An 18,477-nucleotide genomic window follows, 5' to 3' on the forward strand; every position below is an offset into this window, starting at 1 on the left:
CATCGAAGCGTAGATAGGCCTTTTTGGATGGAAGAAAGACTGACCATCGACATCGGTTTCCAACGGCGCAAAAGCTCCGAACCCTTCGTTCAGGGGGAAAGCAACTGCGGGGGAGGTTTGAGCGAGGGCATCCGTCGTCTCGCCTGCGATGCACCGCCGTCCTTGCAAGGACGGCGGGTGCCGATCGCCATTGGGCCAAAATTCGCTCTCGACGAATATCGGACCGGCCCCAAAACGCGCCCAAAAAAAGCGTAAAAGCATTGATTTAGCTGAATAAACGCCCAATTTAATGCACTGGTGATGCCGCAATAACCCTCCGCTCACTTCATTCATCTAGGACATCGCTGTCAGCAAGTGTCACGAAACCACCAGGTCATCCGCCACTCTGTGTCGTCGGCGCGTCAACTGCTAGGATCTTGCGACCCCTCTTTCTGTTGGCCGTAATGCGCATCCTGCTAGTTGAAGATGATCCCCTGGTATCCGATGCCATCGTGCGGGGCTTGGCCACCGCCGGGTACGTAGTCGATGCCGTGACCGATGCCGAATCCGTCCAAGGCCGCCTGGACACCGCCCACTACGATCTCGCCATCGTGGACCTGGGGCTGCCCGGCGAAGACGGATTTTCCCTGGTTCGCCGGCTCCGGCGCGACGGCAGCCCGTTGCCGCTGTTGATCGTGACCGCCCGCGACGGGCTGGACGATCGCGTCAATGCGCTGGATCTTGGCGCCGACGATTACCTGGTCAAGCCGTTCGCCCTGCCTGAGCTTGCTGCACGCTGCCGCGCCCTGATTCGCCGCGCCACCGCAGCAGCAGCCAACGAGATGGTGGTCGGGCAGTTGCGCATCGACCTGGCCGGCCGCCGCGCCATCGACAACAACGGCCGCGTGCTGGAGCTGACTCGCCGCGAGTGGTCGATCCTCGAATGCCTCGCCCACCACAGCGGTCGCGTGGTAAGCAAGGAACGGCTGATCCAGGCGATCGTCAGCTGGGACGAGGAAATCTCGGGCAACGCGATCGAGGTCCACGTTTCCCGCCTGCGCGCGAAGCTTGGCGAAGCCGCCACCGTGCGCGGCATCCGCGGCCTCGGCTATCGCCTGGATGACGCCTGAGCAGCGTAAAACGGTTTGATACAGGCGGCACGATGTCCTCCAACCCAACTCGCGCACCAAGCATCCGCGGCCGCTTGCTCGGCTATTTGCTGCTGCCACTGGTACTGCTGCTGATCGCCAGCATCTGGGCGGACCATCGCACCTACGTCACGCCGATGTACGACATGTTCGACCGCGCGCTTTCGCATGCGGCCGTGTCGATCGCGTCGCACGTGCAAAAAGCCCCGGACGGACATCTTTACGTCGAACGGCAGGACCCCGGCCCGCCACTGCTGCACGGCCCCGGTCACGGGCCTCTGCCGCCGCCGCCCGGCGACGAACCTTTTGCCAAGGACAGGCCTCCGGAGCGATTCGATCCCGAATACCGTCCAATGTCCTGGATGCGGCTTTATTCGGGTGCGCGCGAGAGCTTCGTCTACCGGGTCAGCATGGCTGACGGCAGTACGCTGGCCGGTGATGAAAGCCTCCCGATCGCCGTGGGCGAGATCATCGACAACCTCACTTACGGCGACGTGCACCATCGCGGGCTGCTCTTCCGCACGGCCAGCTATCACACGATCGTGGCCGGCGCGCCCATCATCGTGACCGTCGGCGAAACCGTACACCGTCGCGACACCGTCGTGCGCCGGCTGGATACCGTCGTGGGTCTCAGCGATGGCATCCAGTTGCTGCTGGTCTTTGGCGTGTGCATGTTCGGTATCACGGTGGCGCTGCGCCCGATCAACCGTCTGCGCGATCAGATCACGCGCCGCGAGCCGTCCTCGCTGCAGCCGTTGCCGTTGGAACCGGTACCTGGCGAAGTGCGCCCGCTGGTGAAGTCGCTCAACACCTTGCTGGTCACCGTGCGGGATTCGACCCTGGCGCAACAGCACTTCCTCACCAATGCCGCCCACCAGTTGCGCACGCCGCTGACCGGCTTGAAGGCGCAACTGGAGGTCCTGGCGAGTGAAACGCGCGACAGTGCCCAGCAGGAGCGCATCAGCCGCCTGCAGGGCAGCGTGGACCGCCTGGCCCACACCGCGAACCAATTGCTGGCGCTGGCACGTGCCGAGCCTTCCGCGCATGGCCCTGGAGACTCCGTCGAGATCCAGCTCGGTACGCTGATCGAAGCCGTCGTCGGCTCCATGCTCGATCGCGCATTGGCGCACGACATCGATCTGGGCGCCGAGTGCGAGGCGGCACAGGTGCACGGCGTGTATTGGCTGCTGCACGAATTGCTGATCAACCTGGTCGACAACGCCATTCGCCACACGCCACGCGGCGGCAACATCACCCTGCGTTGCGGGCTGCACCAGAACGCACCTTATCTCGAAGTCGAAGACAGCGGCCCAGGCATCCCGCCCGCCGAACGCGAGCGCGTGCGGGAACGCTTCTATCGCGCCGCCGGCAGCGACGGCCAGAGCAGCGGCCTGGGTTTGGCCATCGTGGAGGAAATCGCCCGCAGCCACCGTGCGCGCTTCGAGATCCTGGACGCCCGCGAGGGCACCGGCGCGCGCATGCGCATCACGTTTCCGGGACCTTGACGCCCGCATCCCAGACCAGGCGAGCGCACGCCGGATAAAGGTTTCGCGAGCGCTGCGCCCCTGGAAGCCGGGGGAATCCCGTAGCTGTACTGTCACGTACAATTTTTTTCTTCGCCCCCCTTTTCACGGCCGTAGGCAGCCTCCATAGTCGGAAGCTCTCCCCGTGAGGCATGCCCCGTGTCCATACCCAGTGCCGTCAAGGGCACCCCCATCCACGGCCGCCAGCAGCTGATCGACTACCTGGCTGCCGGCGAAAAACCGCGCGACGCCTGGCGCATCGGAACCGAACACGAAAAATTCGGCTTCCACGTGGACGACCTGCGTCCGCCCACGTTCGAGGGCGACCGCGGCATTCGTGCACTGCTGGAGGGCATCGCGTCGCGCTACGGGTGGGACATCGCCCGGGAAGGCGACACACCGGTCGCGCTGACCCAGGGCAAGGCCAACATCACGTTGGAGCCGGCCGGCCAACTGGAGCTCTCCGGCGCACCGCTGGAGACCATTCACCAGACCTGTCGAGAGGTGAATACGCATCTGGAGGAAGTGCGCTCGGTGGCCGATGGGCTCGGCCTGGGTTTCCTGGGCATGGGTTTCCAACCGAAGTGGCGCCGCGACGAAATGCCGTGGATGCCCAAGGGCCGCTACAAGATCATGCGCGAATACATGCCCAAGGTCGGCTCGCTCGGCCTGGACATGATGACGCGCACCTGCACCGTGCAGGTGAATCTCGACTTCGGAAACGAAGCCGACATGGTGCGCAAATTCCGCACCAGCCTCGCGCTGCAGCCGATCGCTACCGCCTTGTTCGCCGACTCGCCGTTTACCGATGGCAAGCCGAACGGCTATCTGTCGTACCGCTCGCACGTGTGGACGGACACCGATCCGCACCGCACCGGCATGCTCGACTTCGTGTTCGAAGACGGTTTCGGCTACGAACGCTACGTGGATTACATCCTCGACGTGCCGATGTATTTCAGCTACCAGGATGGCCGCTACATCGATTTGGCAGGACAGGACTTCAAGCGCTTCATGGCCGGTACGCTCGATGCGCTGCCCGGCACGCGCGCCACGATGAAGGACTGGGCCGATCACCTCACCACGGCTTTTCCGGAAGTGCGCCTCAAGCAATATCTGGAAATGCGCGGCGCCGACGGCGGTCCGTGGAACCGTTTGTGCGCACTGCCCGCGTTCTGGGTCGGGCTGCTCTATGACGACGATGCGTTGTACGCAGCCTGGGAGCTGGTAAAAGACTTCACCCGCGAAGAACGTCACGCCTTGCGCGACGGCGTACCCAAGCACGGCCTGAAGCTGCCCTTCCGCAACGGCACCGTGCGCGACCTGGCACGCGAGACCCTGCAGATTGCTGCCCATGGCTTGAAGCGCCGCAACCGGCTCAATCAGCATGGCGCCGACGAAAGCATCTTCCTGGAGCCGCTGATCGAAATCGTCGACGCCAACCAGACACCGGCCGAGCGCAAACTCGAACTCTTCCACGGCGAATGGAACGGCAGCGTGGACCCGGTATTCAAGGAGTTCGCGTATTGATCTCCGCCGGATCGGTGCACGCTCCCTATGTCGCCGGGCTGCTGCTCGGCGCATCGCTGATCGTGGCGATCGGTGCGCAGAACGCGTTCGTGCTGCGCCAAGGCTTGCTGCGGTCGCATCGATTTGCAGTCGCGCTGTTTTGCGCACTGTCGGATGCGTTGCTGATCGGTGCCGGCGTGGGCGGGCTTGGCGTAGCGGTAGGGAAGCATCCGCACCTGCTCGCGCTCATTGCCTGCGTGGGCGCCACCGTGTTGATGTGGTACGGCGTGCAGGCGCTTCGTCGCGCGTTTCATCCGCAAGTGCTGAAGGCCGATTCGCACGCTAACACCGCCAGCGCGTGGCGGGTGATCGCGACCTGCGCCGGCTTCACCTGGCTCAATCCGCACGTCTATCTTGATACGGTCTTGCTGATCGGCAGTCTCGCCTCGGCGTGGCCCGCACCCGGGCCACGCACCCTGTTCGCCATCGGAGCCGCCAGCGCATCGTTCATCTGGTTCTTTGCACTGTCCTATGGCGCACGACTGTTGGCACCTTTGTTCAACAAACCGGCCGCCTGGCGCGTACTGGACGTGCTGATCGCGCTGGTGATGTGGAGCATCGCGATCAAGCTGCTGTGGTCCTTCCTCGCGCACTGATCAGCCGCGGCTTCGAATACCCAACCAGCGTGCCACCAAGGTATCGAGACTGGCCTTGCCCGGCCCGGCGATCAGGAACCAGAAGAAGATCAGCGAGTAGACGATCTCGTCCGCTTCGACGTAGTCGTCCAATCCCATCAGATTGCTCGACACCACCAGCGTGACTGCCACGATCATGTTGATGATCATCGGAATGCTCACCAGGCGCGTAAAGAGACCCAGCATCAGCAGCAGTCCGCCGAGCAACTCCGTCCACGCGGACAGCCCCGCGCTGAATGCCGGAAACGGTATGCCCCAGCCGATGAAGCGCTGGGTAAATCCGTCCAGGTTGTGCACTTTGGCAATGCCCGTCTCCAGCCAGAAGTACCCGAACACCACTCGCACCACCAAAGGGCCCAGCCATTGGATGCCATGCAGGAAATCCAGCGCGCGCGACGCCTTTTCCGCGATAAATTGACGCATTGCACATATTCCTTTGAATGAAGTGGGCGCATGATGCGCGAGCCCCGTGCTCACCCACCATGTCCAGACGTCCAGGCTTTCTTGCCGAGCATCCGGCAATGGCGTTCGCCGGGACAGCCCGGACGATCGGGCATAAAAGCGGGATGTTCGGGAGCAGTCGTCGGTAGCACGCAACCGCACAATGACCTCGTCGAAACCCGCAGCAGCTTCCATGCGAAGGTCGAGACATTCCCACGAGCCGCAACGCGGCGAACAAAACATTCAGGAGCCATAGATATGAACATCAAGACAGTCAATGCCAGCGCCATGGCCGTGATGGTGGCGGGTCTGTTCGCCGCCGCTGCCGTGCATGCAGCCCCGGTCGGCGCCGCATCCGGCGACCAGGCCCCGGTGAAGTGCATGAACTCGTCGTCCTGTAAGGGTCACGGCGCGTGCAAGCAGGCTACCAATGCATGCAAAGGCCAGAACGCATGCAAGGGTCAGGGTTTCACCGAGCAGAAGACTCAGGCCGACTGTGCAGCCGCACAGGCCGCAGCGAAGAAGTAATGCCCAGGCGGGGCGGCGTAACGATCACGCGCGCCCCGCCTCCTTTCAGCTCGTCGACGGTGTGATGGCCATGACCTCCAACGAACGTCCCCATTCATTGCCTTACCTCGGTTACGGACTGGGCTTGCGCGTTGAGCATTACGAGGCGCTGCTGGCCGATCCAGGTCGCGTCGAATGGCTGGAGATCGTGTCGGAAAACTACATGGTCCAGGGCGGCCTGCCGCTGATTTGGCTGGATCGCTTCCGCGAGCGCTTTCCGCTGGTGATGCATGGCGTTTCGCTGTCGATCGGCAGCACCGATCCGCTGGACGAAGACTATCTCTCGCGATTGCAGGCCCTGGCTCAAAGAGTCGAACCGGCCTGGGTATCGGATCACCTGTGCTGGACCGGCGTGCAGGGTGTCAACCTGCATGACCTGATGCCATTGCCGTATACCGAAGAAGCACTCGAGCACGTCGTAAGCCGGGTCAAGCGGGTGCAGGACACGCTCAAGCGCCGCATCCTGCTGGAAAATGTCTCCAGCTACGTGACCTTCGCCGACTCGCAATTGACCGAATGGGAATTCCTGGGCGCCGTGGCGGAGCGCGCCGACTGCCTGATCTTGCTGGACATCAACAATGTGCACGTCAGTGCGATGAACCACGGGTTCTCATCGATGGATTACCTGCGCGGCATTCCGGCGGAACGCGTGCAGCAATTCCATCTCGCCGGCTATGAGCAAGGCGAACAGTTGATCATCGATACCCACGACGCCCCGGTTTCCAACGCGGTGTGGGATTTGTATGTAGAAGCGGTGCGCCATTTCGGCCGCGTCTCGACCATGATCGAACGCGACGACAATTTCCCGCCACTGGCCGAACTCAGGGCCGAATTGGAACACGCCCGCGCATTGGCCGAGCCGCTGCTGCAGGCCGCCGCATGAGTTCCCTGCAGGCCATCCAGCAGCAACTTCTCCACGCCGTGTTGGCCGCAGACTCCATTCCGCCGCCCGTCATCAGCGGCAACGCCATCGCCAGCGCCGGCGATCGATTGGCGATCTACCAGCATGGCTATCGGGTTCGGTTGCGCGATGCGCTGAAGATCGAGTTCGGCGGTTTGCAGTGCATGGCCGGAAAGGCATTCGAAAACCTGCTGGACAAATACGTCGCGGCGCATCCCTCGGAGCACTACAACATCCGCTGGTATGGAGCTGGCCTGGCGGCATTTCTCGATTACGCGCATCCCTGGCGCAACAAGCCGCAGCTGGCGGAGATGGCGCGCCTGGATTGGGCCATCTCCACCGCTTTCGATGCTGCCGACGAATCCAGCAAAGACATCGCCGAGCTGTCCGCCGTACCGCCCGAAGCATGGGCCGGGCTGCGGCTCTCCTTGCAAAAGAATCTGCAGATCGTGACCTGCCTGTTCAATGCGGCGGCTTATCGGCGTGCCGCGGACCGCGGCGATACACGGCCGCATCTTCGCCGCTTTGACACCCCGCGCCAGATCCTGGTGTGGCGCGACGCCACGACCGTTCATTACCGGACACTGGAAAACGACGAGTGGCAAGTGCTCGTGGCGGCCCTCAGGGGCGAGACCTTCGCCGCCCTCTGCGAACTTCTGGCCGCTCATCGCGGTGAAGCCGCTGCCATGCCGCGGATGGTGGCCCTGCTGCAGCACTGGCTTGCGGCTGGCATGGTCCAAGGCTGGACCCTGTAGGAACCCCCCGATTGTTTCGTGCGCGGGCTATCCCGCGTAACCGTGGCTGATTCCCGGCGAATACCAGACATAGCGCCAAGCCACGGAAGCCCAGCCCATGTATGCCGAACCCTCATCAAGTGCCGCAGGAATGCCGCGCTCGCAGCCGGTCCAACCGGCCCTGGAGTCGCTGCTCAATCAATCGATGCTTCGGGTCGACGTGATTGCCGAACAGCAGCACTGCGGCGAATGGTTCATGGACGAGCCTCGTTACGATTGCGGTTTGTTTCACCTGGTAGGCGCCGGCGAATGCCTTATCGAAAGCGCCGCACTCAGCGAAACCTTGCATCTGCAAGCGGGCGACCTGGTGGTGCTGCCCCACGGCGATCCCCATCGCCTTTGCGCGAGGAGCAGCCTGGCACAAATTCCCACCAGCCTGATCTGCGGCGAACTCCATTTCTCCAGCCACGGATCGCACCCACTCAGCCGCGCCCTGCCCGCTTGCTTCGTCGTGCGTGCGGAACATGCGACCGCGGTATTCCGGCACCTGTCGACGATGATGGTGGATGTTGCCAACTCGGAACTGCCAGGCCGCCAGGTATTGCTGAACAAACTCGCCGACACGCTCTTTACCCTGGCCGTCTGCGACTACGCCAACCGTCACGCCGATCATCAAGGCCTGTTCGCCGCGCTCGCCGATGGCCGCATCTGCAAGGTACTGCAGGCCGTGCACGAAGAGCCCGGGCGAGCCTGGACGATGCAATCGATGGCGACGCTTGCATGCATGTCGCGCTCCACCTTCGCCGAACGCTTTGCGCAACTCATGAAGGTGCCACCCATGCAGTATGTGACGCAATGGCGCGTCAGCGTGGCAGAGCGGATGTTGCGCGACCGAAGACTGTCCGTCGCATTGATTGCAGAACAACTGGGCTACAGCAGCGAAGCGGCGTTCCGGCGCCTGTTCAAGCGCATCAGCGGCGTCAGCCCGGGCCGGATCCGCCAGGGGCTTGCCCAACAGACGTTGAACTAGGGCCTGTTAGCACTATTTTCGTAGCCCGCGCCAATCTGCAGCAGCTCAAAAAAAACGGGCCAACATCGCTGTTGGCCCGTTTCCTTTTAACCGTTGCCTGAAGCTTATTTCGTACCGCCCTGTTTGAGACCGCGATCGATCAGCATGGGCTCGATGCTCGGATCCTGGCCGCGCCAATCCTTGTAAAGCTTGGACAGCTCCACCGTATTGCCGCGCGACAGAATCATGCTGCGGAAGCGATCGCCGTTTTCACGGGTAAGCCCGCCGTGTTGCTTGAAGCCTTCGAACGCATCGTCAGCCAGCATCTGCGTCCACAGGTAGGCGTAGTAGCCGGCCGAATAGCCGTTGCTCCAGATGTGCAGGAAGTAGCTGGACCGGTAGCGTGGCGGCACATAGGAAAGATCCACGCCGTCCTTCTTCAAGGCAGCCGCTTCAAAAGTATCCGCATCCTGCTTGGGCTGATCGGCGCTCAGCATGTGCCAGTTCATGTCGAGCATTGCCGCGGCAACCAGCTCGGTCATGTCATAGCCCTTGTTGAACATACCCGCCTTCTTGAGCTTGTCGACCAGCTCCTGCGGCATCGGCTTGCCGTCTTTGTAGTTCTTCGCGTAGTTGGCAAAGACCTTCGGATCGGTCGCCCAGTGCTCGTTGAACTGCGAGGGGAATTCGACGAAATCGCGCGCCGTGGATGTGCCCGACAAGGTCGGGTATTCCACGTCGGAGAACAAGCCGTGCAGGCCATGGCCGAATTCGTGGAACATGGTGACCACGTCGTCCATCGACAGCAGCGCAGGCTGGCCGTCGGCGGGCTTGGTGAAGTTCGCCACGTTGTAGATCACCGGCTTGGTGCCGAGCAACTTCGACTGGCCCACGAAGTTGTCCATCCACGCGCCGCCGTTCTTGTTGTCGCGCTTGAAGTAATCGAAATAGAACAGCGCCAGCGACTTGCCGTCCTTGTCGAACACTTCGAACACGCGCACATCCGGGTTGTAGACCGGAATGTCCTTGCGCTCTTTGAAGGTCAGGCCATAGAGCTGATTGGCAGCGTAAAACACGCCGTTCTGCAGCACGTTGTTCAACTCGAAGTACGGCTTGATCTGCGAATCGTCCAGATCGTACTTGGCCTTGCGCACTTCTTCGGCGTAATGCTCCCAATCCCACGGTTCGAGCTTGAAGGTGGGCTGGTGCAGCGCTGCCTGATCCTTGTCGATCTGCTTCTGGATGTCGGCGGCTTCAACCTTGGCGCGCGCCACCGCGGCCGGTGCGAGCTTGCCCATGAAGCTCATCACCGTATCGGGGTTCTCCGCCATCTGGTCTTCCAGCGTCCACGCGGCGTAGTTCGGGAAGCCGAGCAGCTTGGCTTCCTGCGCACGCAGCTGGGCAAGGCGCTCGATGATGTCCCGCGTATCGTTGGCGTCGCCCTTTTCGGCGCGCGTCCAGGAGGCTTCAAACAATGCCTGGCGCGTGGCGCGATCGGTCAGGTCCTGCAGCAGCGGCTGCTGCGTGGTGTTCTGCAGGGTCAGCACCCATTTGCCGTCGAGGTGGCGGTCTTTGGCGGCCTGGGCGGCCGCGGCGATGTCTTCGTCGGAAAGGCCGGCAAGCTTGCTCTTGTCGTCGACGACCAGTGCACCGTTCTTCGCGGCGGCAAGCAGCTTGTTGTTGAACTGCGCTTCGAGGCCGGCTTCTTCCTTGTTGTAGTCCTTGAGCTTGGACTTGTCGGCGTCCGAAAGCTTGGCACCGGCCATCACAAACTGGCGATAGACCACCTCAACCAGGCGCTGCGATTCCGGATCGAGCTTGAGCGAATCGCGCTGGTCGTAAACGGTCTGGATGCGCTGGAACAGCTTGTCATTGAGGTGGATCGCGTCGGCGTGCGCGGCCAGCTTCGGCGCTTCGTCTTCCTGCACCTTTTGCAGCGCATCGTCGGTGTTGGCGGCGGTCACGCCGTTGAACACCGCCATCACGCGGTTGAGCAGCAAGCCGGTTTTCTCCAGCGCGACATACGTGTTCTCGAACGTCGGCGCATCCGGGTTGTTGGCGATCTTGTCGACTTCGGCCAACTGCTGCTTCATGCCTTCTTCGATCGCCGGCTCGTAGTCGCCGTCCTTGATCTTGTCGAACGGCGGGGCCTGGTACGGCAAGGTGCTGGCGGTAAAGAACGGATTGCTGGCCGGTGCCTCGGCTGTCGCCGTCGTGGATGCCTTGGCTGGCGCGCTACCGGCAGACGCCGGTGCCGAGTTGCCGGCGGTGTTGGGCGACTGCGAACAGGCGGCTAACGCGATCGACGTTGCAATCGCAAGAATACGAAGACGAGGCATGAAAGCTCCCCAAGGTGGCGGCCCGGCCGGAAGCCGGGCGTGAATAGTCAGCCACTGACTGTAGCCACAGCGTCCCGATCTTCCAAGCCTGCCGGACGGCATGGGCTGAAAAACCCTACGTCAAGTGCTGTAGGTACGATCCTTCCAGCGCGAGCGCACCCCGCGCCAGTAGCGGATGGCCGAACTCCAGGTCATGCCCAGATAAAGCACGGCGCCAAAAGGCAGCAACAACGCCCAGGCCAGCCGCATCTGGTAGTAGCGCAGCATGGGGAGGTAGCTGAGCATCATCGCCACCAGCGCCAGCAAGCCCAGTCGCCAGGTAGCCGCGCCGGCCAGAAGCAGGAACGGCAGACCGTAGGCCAGCACGAACAAAACCGTCACCACCAGCAGCAGCACCGTGGAATAACCCAGCTGGGTGAAGGCCGAGCGCGCCACCATGTCGTGGATCGACCCCAGCGTGCCGTAAGGGCGCAGGCTCACCACACCGCGGCTCAGGCCCAGCCAGGTGCTATAACCGGCATTCTTCACCTGCCGTGCCAGCGTGCAATCGTCGATCAGCGCGTTGCGCAGACTGGCAAAGGCGCCAGCCCGCTGCAAAGCCTCGGTGTCGACCAGGATGCAGCCGCCCGCGGCGGCGGCAACCAGGCGCGAGGAGGAGTTGGAGACGGCGAAGGGATAGAGCAACTTGAAGTAGTAGACGAACGCCGGCAGCAGCAGGCGATCCCAAAAGCTGGTGCGGCGCAAGTCGGCCATCAGCGAAACGAACTGGCGGTTCTCGCGCCGCTTGTGCATCAGCAACGCGGCAAGCAGGCCCGGCTGCAGCTGGATGTCGGCATCCAGCAGCAAAGTGATCGGCGTGCGCACGTGCGACTTGCCCTGCTCCAGCGCCCACAGCTTTCCGGCCCAACCTTCCGGCAAAGGCTGGCCGCTGACGACCTGGGCATGGGGAAAAGATGCGGCGATTTGTGCGGTTCCGTCGCTGGACTGGTCGTCGACGACGATGACTTGCAAACCGCTGCCCTGCGACTGCAGGCCGGCCAGCGTGAGGCCGATGACATCGGCCTCATTACGTGCGGGGATCAGTACGGTGATCTCGCTGAGATCGACCGGCCCGACGTGCGGGCCGGCCTCAATGCGCTCGCGGGTACTCCAGGGCCGCCACGGTGCCAGCAGCAGCCCCACCCACATCACTACCGGCAGCAACGCGGCCACCCATCCCAACGTACTCATAGGTGGCCGTGTGCGAGGTCAGTGGTTTGCGTCGGCGCCAGTCGACGAATCGCGACGCTGGATCGAGCTGATCGGGATGTGGATGGCCGTGGCATCCGCGCGATTGCCGTACTTCACCGGCAGATCCGGTGCCATCGGGCCATCGGTACGGGGGCCGAACATCGATACCTTCAGCGCCTTCAGCGGGTGAGCGAACATGTCGTTCACGGCGGTGCCTTCGAAGCCGCAGTGCGCCATGCAGTTGTCGCACTTCGGATTGATGCCTACGCCGTACTTCTCCCACTCGGTGTCTTCCATCAACTCCTTGTAGGTCTTGGCGTAGCCTTCATCGACCAGCAGGTAGCACGGCTTCTGCCAACCGAAGATGTTGTAGGTCGGGTTGGACCACGGCGTGCACTGATAGGACTGGTTGCCCGCGATGAAGTCCACGAACATCGCCGACTGGTTGAACGCCCACTTGCGCTTGCGTTCCTTGCCGATCTTGAAGATGTCGCGGAACAGCTGCTTGCTCTCGGTGCGGCCCAGGAACACATCCTGGCGCGGCGCGTGCTGGTAGCTGTAGCCGGGCGACACGGTAATGCCTTCCACGCCCAGTTCCATCGCGTAGTCGAAGAAGTCGGCGACTTCTTCCGGCGGCTCGCTGTTGAACAGCGTGCAGTTCACCGTCACGCGGAAGCCCTTGGACAGCGCCAGCTTGATCGCTGCCACCGCCTTGTCGAACACGCCGTCCATGCACACGGACTTGTCGTGCTGCTTCTCCAGGCCGTCCAGATGCACCGACCAGGTGAAGTACGGCGACGGCTTGTATTCGTCGATGTGCTTGGGCATCAGGATGGCATTCGTGCACAAGTACACGAATTTCTTGCGTGCCACGATGCCTTCGACGATCTTGGGCAGATCCTTGTGGATCAGCGGCTCGCCGCCCGGAATGGACACCACCGGTGCATCGCATTCGTCCACGGCGGCCAGCGCCTGCTCCACGCTCATGCGCTTCTGCAGGATTTCCTTGGGCTGATCGATCTTGCCGCAGCCTGCACATGCCAGATTGCACTGGAACAGCGGCTCCAACATCATCGCCAACGGGTAACGCTTTTGACCGCTCAGCTTCTTGCTGACAATGTAACGCGCGATCGTGGTCTGCTGAATAAGTGGAATACCCAAAGGATTCTCCAGTACGTCAATGCCGCGAATGCCTTTCGATCACCATCTTGGTGATGCGCCGGCATCCTCCAGCTGTAAGTTCTTACACGAGTTTCAGTATAAGCCACCTGGGTGGCCGCCGTTATTACTGCCCTGCCTAACCCTTGGATACGGGGGCGAAGACGTGCGCGTGCTCGCGACGGATCCGCTCCCATTCGATCTTGAACCACGGGGTGAAGGCCTCCGGCTTGGCCGCCATCTCCGCATCGAGTGCGTCGGGCGAGATATAGCGCAAGCCGGAAATTTCGTTCACGTTGACCGTCGGCGCATCGTCGCTGCGACCGGCATAGACCCGGCACAGTTCGTGTTCGGCACCGTCGGCATCGAATTGCGCGTGGTATTCGAACTTGAACAGATACTCCAGCGGGCAAGCCAAGCCGAGTTCTTCTTTCAGCCGGCGATGAATCGCATTGTCCAAGGTCTCGCCGCGGCGCGGGTGGCTGCAACACGTGTTGGACCAGTAGCCCGGCCACAACCGCTTGCCCGGCGCGCGCTGCTGCAAGAGCAACTCACCGTTGGCATTGAACACGAAAATCGAAAAGGCGCGATGCAACGTACCTTTGCCTTCGTGCGCCGAAGCCTTGTCGAGAAAACCGACTTCCTGGTCATTGGAATCGACCAGCACCAGCGGCTCGTCGTCGAAAGAGACGATTTCGTTCGAGTCACGCCAGTTCTGGCGCTCGAGTTCTTGATTATCCAATGTCTACCTCCATCGCCTGGTAGCCGGCGTCACGTATCGCGGCCGCTACCTTTTCACGATTCTGCGGGCACAGCGCAACGATCGAACCGCCGCCGCCGCCGCCGGTGAGCTTGGCGCCGAGCGCGCCGTGTTCGCGCGCGATCTGCACCAGCTCTTCCACTTCCCAGCTCGACACGCGCAGTGCGTTGAGCAGGCCGTGGCAGATGTTCATCAGGTCGCCCAGGCGCTCCAGATCGTACTGCTGCATCGCCTCCATGCCCTGCAGGGTCAGACCGTCAATCTGCTGGAAGATGCCGTCATACAGCGCCGGATTGCGCTGCCACGCGGTACGTACCTTGCCAACCGTCACCGCGGTGAGGCTTTCCTTGCCGCTGATGCCGATCACGATCGGAATGCGCTTGGGCAGTTGCAGCTCGCGCACCATCGGCGCATCGCCCTTCTTGCTGGCACGCTTGTATAGCAGCGGCTTGCCGTAGGTGGCTACCGTATTGTCGATACCCGAAGCGGAGCCGTGCGCAACCTCTTCGCAGCGGAAAGCCAGCGCGTTGATTTCTTCATCGCTGAGGCCCAGCTCGTAATGCTGGTCGAGTGCGCGGATCACCGCCACCGCCATCGCGGCCGAGCCGCCAAGGCCCATGGCGCGAGGCACGTTCGGGAACACTTCGATGCGCATCGAGCGCTCGGTCAGTTCCAGCGTGTCGAAGATGATGCCGAGCGAACGCTGGAAGGAATCGCGATGCGCCGGATCGCGGTGCAGGCGATATTCCACGCCCCAGCGCGGGATGAACATGTCCACGCCGCCGGACTTGGTGTCCTGCGCCACGGCGCGCACGGCAAGCGGCACCGGCGCGGCAATCGCGTGACTGCCGTAAACCACCGCATGCTCGCCCAGCAGAATGATCTTGCCGTGGCCGCAAGCGCGATGATCAACGGCCGACTGGTCGGTGATATCCGGTACGCCGCGCGACTCCTTGCGCACCTGCTCGACGATTTCCTGGGCTTTCCATATCTTGATCTCGCCGCTTTCCACCAAACGCTCCACCACGGTGTCGAAGATCTCCGCCGTGGCACCGGCGGCAACGGCGACACTGCGCGCATGCAGCGTCATGTGACCTTGCTGGATGCCTTCGGTCACCAGCGCACGCAGCGCCGAGAAGTTCTGCGCCAGGCCGACCGCACCCATGATTTCCGCCAGTTCGCGCGCCGTTTTCACGCCGAGCAGGCGCAGGTTGAGCGCCACGGTGGCATTGGATTGCAGCGGACCGCCGACGGTACCGACTTTCATCGGGATATCGAGCTCGCCGATCAGCTCGCCCTTTTCACCCTTGTACCAGCGCGTGAGCGAGGTATAGCGGCCGCCGCGTGCAGCGTAGGCGTGCGCAGCCGATTCGATCGCGCGCCAGTCGTTGCCGGTAGCCAGCGCGACGGCGTCGACGCCGTTCATGATGCCCTTGTTGTGCGTTGCTGCACGGTAGGGATCGATGCTGGCGAATTCGTTCGCGAGCACGATGCCGTCGCGCACTTCTTCGCCCGTGAAACCCTTGCCGGTGAGGTTCTCGGCCGGAATCACGCAACGTGCGCGCACCATCGAGCGATCGGTAAGGTTGGAGAGAATGCGCAGGAAGACGCGTCCGCCGGTCATCGTCTCCACCAGCGAGGCAATGCCTTCGCACATGGTGTTGACCAGGTTGGCACCCATCGCATCGCGCGTATCCACCAGAAGGTGCACCACCAGCATGTCACCGCCTTCCGGCCGCGGATGCACGTGCACTTCCAGATCCTGCGCGCCGCCGCCGCGCGCCACCATCTGCGGATGCAGGCTGTTGGCGAGGTTGAGCAGTTCGTCCTTACGCTGCAGCAGCGCGGCCTTGGCGTGCGCCAAATGCGGCACGTCCACCACCTGCACCTGGCCGATCAGCACCGGCTCGGTGCTTTCGACGGTAAACCCGCCGTTTCCGCGCACGACCTTGGCCGCCGAGGACAGCGCCGCGACGATCGAGGGCTCTTCCACCACCAGCGGCACGATGTAGTCGCGGCCATTGACCAGGAAGTTCAAGCCCAGACCGACCGGCAGACCCATCACGCCGACGACGTTCTCGATCATCTTGTCGGCCTTGTGGATCTTCAGCGTGTGCTCGCCGGAGACCAGGGCCTGATAGTCCTCGGCCGACAACCAGCCGCGCTCGTGAATCACGCGAACACGGTCGGAAACCGAGAGTTTGTAGAAAGCGGGGAATCGGGACCGTTCGGCACTCGATGATTCGGCGCTCATACCGTAAGCACTCCGTATAGGTCGTAAGTCACATACCCCAACGTCTGGACGCGTTGCGAAACACGTCGGCCAGGACGCTCAAGAACATTTGCGATCACGTCAAAATCCTTGAGGGGGGAATATCTCGCGTCTGGCGCATATGGCTGCTGATCCCTTCGGAATCAAGTCCCAGGGGGACAACGTGCATGCCGGCCGAAACAATGGCGCCTTCAAATGTCGCCAACCTTTCTGCATCGTCGGCAAAAACCACGCCGAAGTCGCCGCCGGCACCGCAGGGCTTATAGCTGACGCCAGCTGCGGAAGCCATTTCCGCCAGTGCTTTTTGCGCCGGCGAATAGATATCCAGACCGCATGCATGGCCAAATTGCTGCAAAGCCGATGCATATTGTTTTGTAAGTCCAATGAAAGATTGGCCGTCGTGGCGCTGCAAGGCTTCGAGCGCCGCTTCGGCCAACGCACCCAGCTCGTGCATGTGCCCGGCGTAATCGGACGCACGCGTCGTTCGCCAGTGCGCAAGCCGCTGCAGGAAGTCGTTGGTGGATACCGACTGCCCCGACCAGACGAACAGGCAATGCACGCCTGCCATCGGCCACCCGAGCGACGTGAATGCGGGCTCGCGCGCCGACCCGACCAATTGATAGCGGATCAAGCCGCCCGCCACGCTGGCGCCGAGATCGACGCCACTGCCGCGCCCGCCCTGCCAGCGCCCATGCATGCGCAACAAGCGGCGCAGCCATTGCGTACGGTCGTCCAGCACGTCCGCGCGGCCGGCCATGGTCGCCAGGGCCGACGCCAACGCCACCGTCAGCGCCGCACTGGAGCCCAACCCGAGCTTGGCGCGGGTATCGCCTTCCACGTGGAAAAAACCCGCGGTATCCAGATGCAAGGTAAAACCTTCGCCAGCAATCGGCGCAAGCCCCTCCTGCATCAGGCCCTGCCAGATGTGTTCCACCAGCGACAATTTGGCGGCGACGGCCTGGTCGCACTGCCAGCGCAAGCTTCCTGCCTGGACCGTCACGGCCGCGCCGCTTACGCCCAGATCCGGTGCATTCACTTCGCATACACCGTCATCGCGTTGCTCGATGCGCACGTTTGCGCGCCGATCCACCGCCAGCACCAGTGCCGGCGCGCCTTCCAGCACGGCGTACTCACCCAGCAACACCAGCTTGCCGGGCGCGCTTGCGCTGAGCTGCATCATGTCTGGAGTGCACCTGCCGGCATGGCGCGAGCACCTTCGCCGAGGCCCGTGTCCAGCACGTCGAGCACGCCCGGAATGTCGCGCAATGCGTCTTTCACCTGCTCGATCGCCGCAGGCGCGCATACAGCTTTCAACTGAGGGCCGGCATCCACGGTGAAGAACACCGGCACGCCTTGCTGGCGCAGCGCACGCACGCGATGCATGCATTCCACCGTCGCGCCGTTCCAATACAGCAGGCCCGGCTGTGCCGCCATGGCGAGCGCATGCATTTTCAGGCAGCTGTATTCGGAAATCTGCGCCAGTGCATCGAAATCACGCGCAAGGATGGCGGCGCGCGCGGTATCCAGATCGGCTTCCTGGGTGTCGACCCAGGCCGACTGGTAAGGCGACGTCTGCGCCGTGCGGCGCATGCCTTCGCTGGATCCCACCTGCTTGGCGGCCTTCGACGTGATGGCCACCGCTACGCGCAGCGGCCATGCCTGTGCATCCAGCAGCGGGCTGGCCACGGAGTCGGTGCCGTCCGCCAGTTTGCCGTGCGCCCATTCCACATAGCCGCCAAAAATGGAGCGTGCGGCGGAACCGGAGCAACGGCGCGCCAGCACCGACTGCTCGGCAAGGCTCAATGTCAGGCCCAGGGCCTGCGCGCCGGCGTGCACCAGCGCTGCGAAGCCCGAAGCCGAGGAAGCCAAGCCGGCAGCGGTGGGAAAATTGTTCTGGCTGGACACTTCGGCGCCGTAGTCGACACCCGCCCGTTGGCGCAGCAGATCCAGGCATGCGGTGATGCGCCGCGATTCGGCTTCATCGCTACGCCCGTTGAGACTGACCTGGTCGTGCTTCTGCCCGGGTACGAAACGCACCTCGGTGCGGGTCCAGAGGCTGTCCAGGGTGATGGAGATCGAGCCGACGGCCGGCAGATTCAGCACCGTGTCGCGCTTGCCCCAATATTTGACCAGCGCGATGTTCGGCTGGGCTTGCGAGGCCGCATGGAGTGCTCCGGGTGCATCGGCGCGTCGTTCGAGGTTCATACGTCTCGCA

At 62.8% G+C, this 18,477-nt stretch carries 17 protein-coding genes; 9 read left to right on the forward strand and 8 right to left on the reverse strand.

Features of this window, described 5'->3' with window-relative positions:
• The first annotated feature begins 27 nt into the window (after nucleotides 1-27).
• The 5 genes from ISS99_RS03315 to ISS99_RS03335 all read left to right on the forward strand — a co-directional run bounded on the left by ISS99_RS03315 (nucleotide 28) and on the right by ISS99_RS03335 (nucleotide 4,812).
• The gene (locus tag ISS99_RS03315) at nucleotides 28-255 is read left to right on the forward strand and encodes a hypothetical protein (RefSeq protein WP_204630166.1); all 228 of its coding nucleotides are present in this window, start codon (nucleotides 28-30) and stop codon (nucleotides 253-255) included.
• Nucleotides 256-443: 188 nt separating this feature from the next.
• Entirely contained in the window at nucleotides 444-1,109 is a 666-nt protein-coding gene (locus ISS99_RS03320) for a response regulator (RefSeq protein ID WP_204630167.1), read from the forward strand.
• A gap of 32 nt (nucleotides 1,110-1,141) precedes the next feature.
• A complete protein-coding gene (locus ISS99_RS03325) occupies nucleotides 1,142-2,632 on the forward strand; it encodes a sensor histidine kinase (RefSeq protein ID WP_204630168.1) in 1,491 nt (496 codons plus the stop codon).
• A 177-nt stretch (nucleotides 2,633-2,809) separates the two neighbouring features.
• Nucleotides 2,810-4,177 carry a glutamate--cysteine ligase gene (locus ISS99_RS03330; protein ID WP_204630169.1) on the forward strand — a complete coding sequence of 456 codons (1,368 nt, stop codon included), beginning with the start codon at nucleotides 2,810-2,812 and terminating at the stop codon, nucleotides 4,175-4,177.
• The gene (locus ISS99_RS03335; RefSeq protein WP_239537621.1) at nucleotides 4,174-4,812 is read left to right on the forward strand and encodes a LysE/ArgO family amino acid transporter; all 639 of its coding nucleotides are present in this window, start codon (nucleotides 4,174-4,176) and stop codon (nucleotides 4,810-4,812) included. Before ISS99_RS03330 ends, ISS99_RS03335 begins: the two co-directional genes overlap by 4 nt.
• Here ISS99_RS03335 and ISS99_RS03340 read toward each other — a convergent pair whose 3' ends face one another.
• On the reverse strand, nucleotides 4,813-5,274 hold the full coding sequence (locus ISS99_RS03340) for a DoxX family protein (protein WP_239537622.1): 462 nt from the start codon (nucleotides 5,272-5,274) through the stop codon (nucleotides 4,813-4,815).
• A 276-nt stretch (nucleotides 5,275-5,550) separates the two neighbouring features.
• Here ISS99_RS03340 and bufA2 point away from each other — a divergent pair, with 276 nt between their 5' ends.
• From bufA2 to ISS99_RS03360, 4 genes are all read left to right on the forward strand, one after another.
• Nucleotides 5,551-5,820, forward strand: coding sequence for a BufA2 family periplasmic bufferin-type metallophore (gene bufA2 / locus ISS99_RS03345; protein ID WP_204630171.1), 270 nt, complete (start codon nucleotides 5,551-5,553; stop codon nucleotides 5,818-5,820).
• Between the two features lie 70 nt (nucleotides 5,821-5,890).
• Complete coding sequence (bufB, locus tag ISS99_RS03350) at nucleotides 5,891-6,742, forward strand: MNIO family bufferin maturase (RefSeq protein WP_204630172.1); 852 nt, start codon at nucleotides 5,891-5,893, stop codon at nucleotides 6,740-6,742.
• Entirely contained in the window at nucleotides 6,739-7,515 is a 777-nt protein-coding gene (locus ISS99_RS03355; protein ID WP_204630173.1) for an HvfC/BufC N-terminal domain-containing protein, read from the forward strand. Before bufB ends, ISS99_RS03355 begins: the two co-directional genes overlap by 4 nt.
• A 97-nt stretch (nucleotides 7,516-7,612) precedes the next feature.
• Nucleotides 7,613-8,524, forward strand: a complete 912-nt coding sequence (locus tag ISS99_RS03360) for an AraC family transcriptional regulator (RefSeq protein ID WP_204630174.1) — start codon at nucleotides 7,613-7,615, stop codon at nucleotides 8,522-8,524.
• A gap of 104 nt (nucleotides 8,525-8,628) precedes the next feature.
• Here ISS99_RS03360 and dcp read toward each other — a convergent pair whose 3' ends face one another.
• From dcp to mvaD, 7 genes are all read right to left on the reverse strand, one after another.
• Nucleotides 8,629-10,842: a peptidyl-dipeptidase Dcp gene (dcp, locus tag ISS99_RS03365; protein ID WP_204630175.1), complete on the reverse strand. Its 2,214-nt coding sequence runs from the start codon at nucleotides 10,840-10,842 to the stop codon at nucleotides 8,629-8,631.
• Nucleotides 10,843-10,962: 120 nt separating this feature from the next.
• Nucleotides 10,963-12,072: a glycosyltransferase gene (locus tag ISS99_RS03370; protein WP_204630176.1), complete on the reverse strand. Its 1,110-nt coding sequence runs from the start codon at nucleotides 12,070-12,072 to the stop codon at nucleotides 10,963-10,965.
• Between the two features lie 18 nt (nucleotides 12,073-12,090).
• The gene (gene hpnH, locus ISS99_RS03375) at nucleotides 12,091-13,233 is read right to left on the reverse strand and encodes an adenosyl-hopene transferase HpnH (protein WP_204630177.1); all 1,143 of its coding nucleotides are present in this window, start codon (nucleotides 13,231-13,233) and stop codon (nucleotides 12,091-12,093) included.
• 136 nt (nucleotides 13,234-13,369) lie between these two features.
• Nucleotides 13,370-13,972: an isopentenyl-diphosphate Delta-isomerase gene (gene idi, locus ISS99_RS03380; protein ID WP_239537623.1), complete on the reverse strand. Its 603-nt coding sequence runs from the start codon at nucleotides 13,970-13,972 to the stop codon at nucleotides 13,370-13,372.
• Nucleotides 13,965-16,244, reverse strand: a complete 2,280-nt coding sequence (locus ISS99_RS03385; RefSeq protein WP_204630178.1) for a hydroxymethylglutaryl-CoA reductase, degradative — start codon at nucleotides 16,242-16,244, stop codon at nucleotides 13,965-13,967. Before ISS99_RS03385 ends, idi begins: the two co-directional genes overlap by 8 nt.
• Before the next feature lie 94 nt (nucleotides 16,245-16,338).
• Nucleotides 16,339-17,442, reverse strand: a complete 1,104-nt coding sequence (locus ISS99_RS03390) for a mevalonate kinase family protein (RefSeq protein WP_204630179.1) — start codon at nucleotides 17,440-17,442, stop codon at nucleotides 16,339-16,341.
• Entirely contained in the window at nucleotides 17,439-18,467 is a 1,029-nt protein-coding gene (mvaD, locus tag ISS99_RS03395) for a diphosphomevalonate decarboxylase (protein WP_204630180.1), read from the reverse strand. Before mvaD ends, ISS99_RS03390 begins: the two co-directional genes overlap by 4 nt.
• Between the last annotated feature and the right edge of the window lie 10 nt (nucleotides 18,468-18,477).

It is taken from the genome of Dyella mobilis, from assembly GCF_016904945.1.
In the GTDB taxonomy this organism is placed as follows: Bacteria; Pseudomonadota; Gammaproteobacteria; order Xanthomonadales; family Rhodanobacteraceae; genus Dyella_B; species Dyella_B mobilis.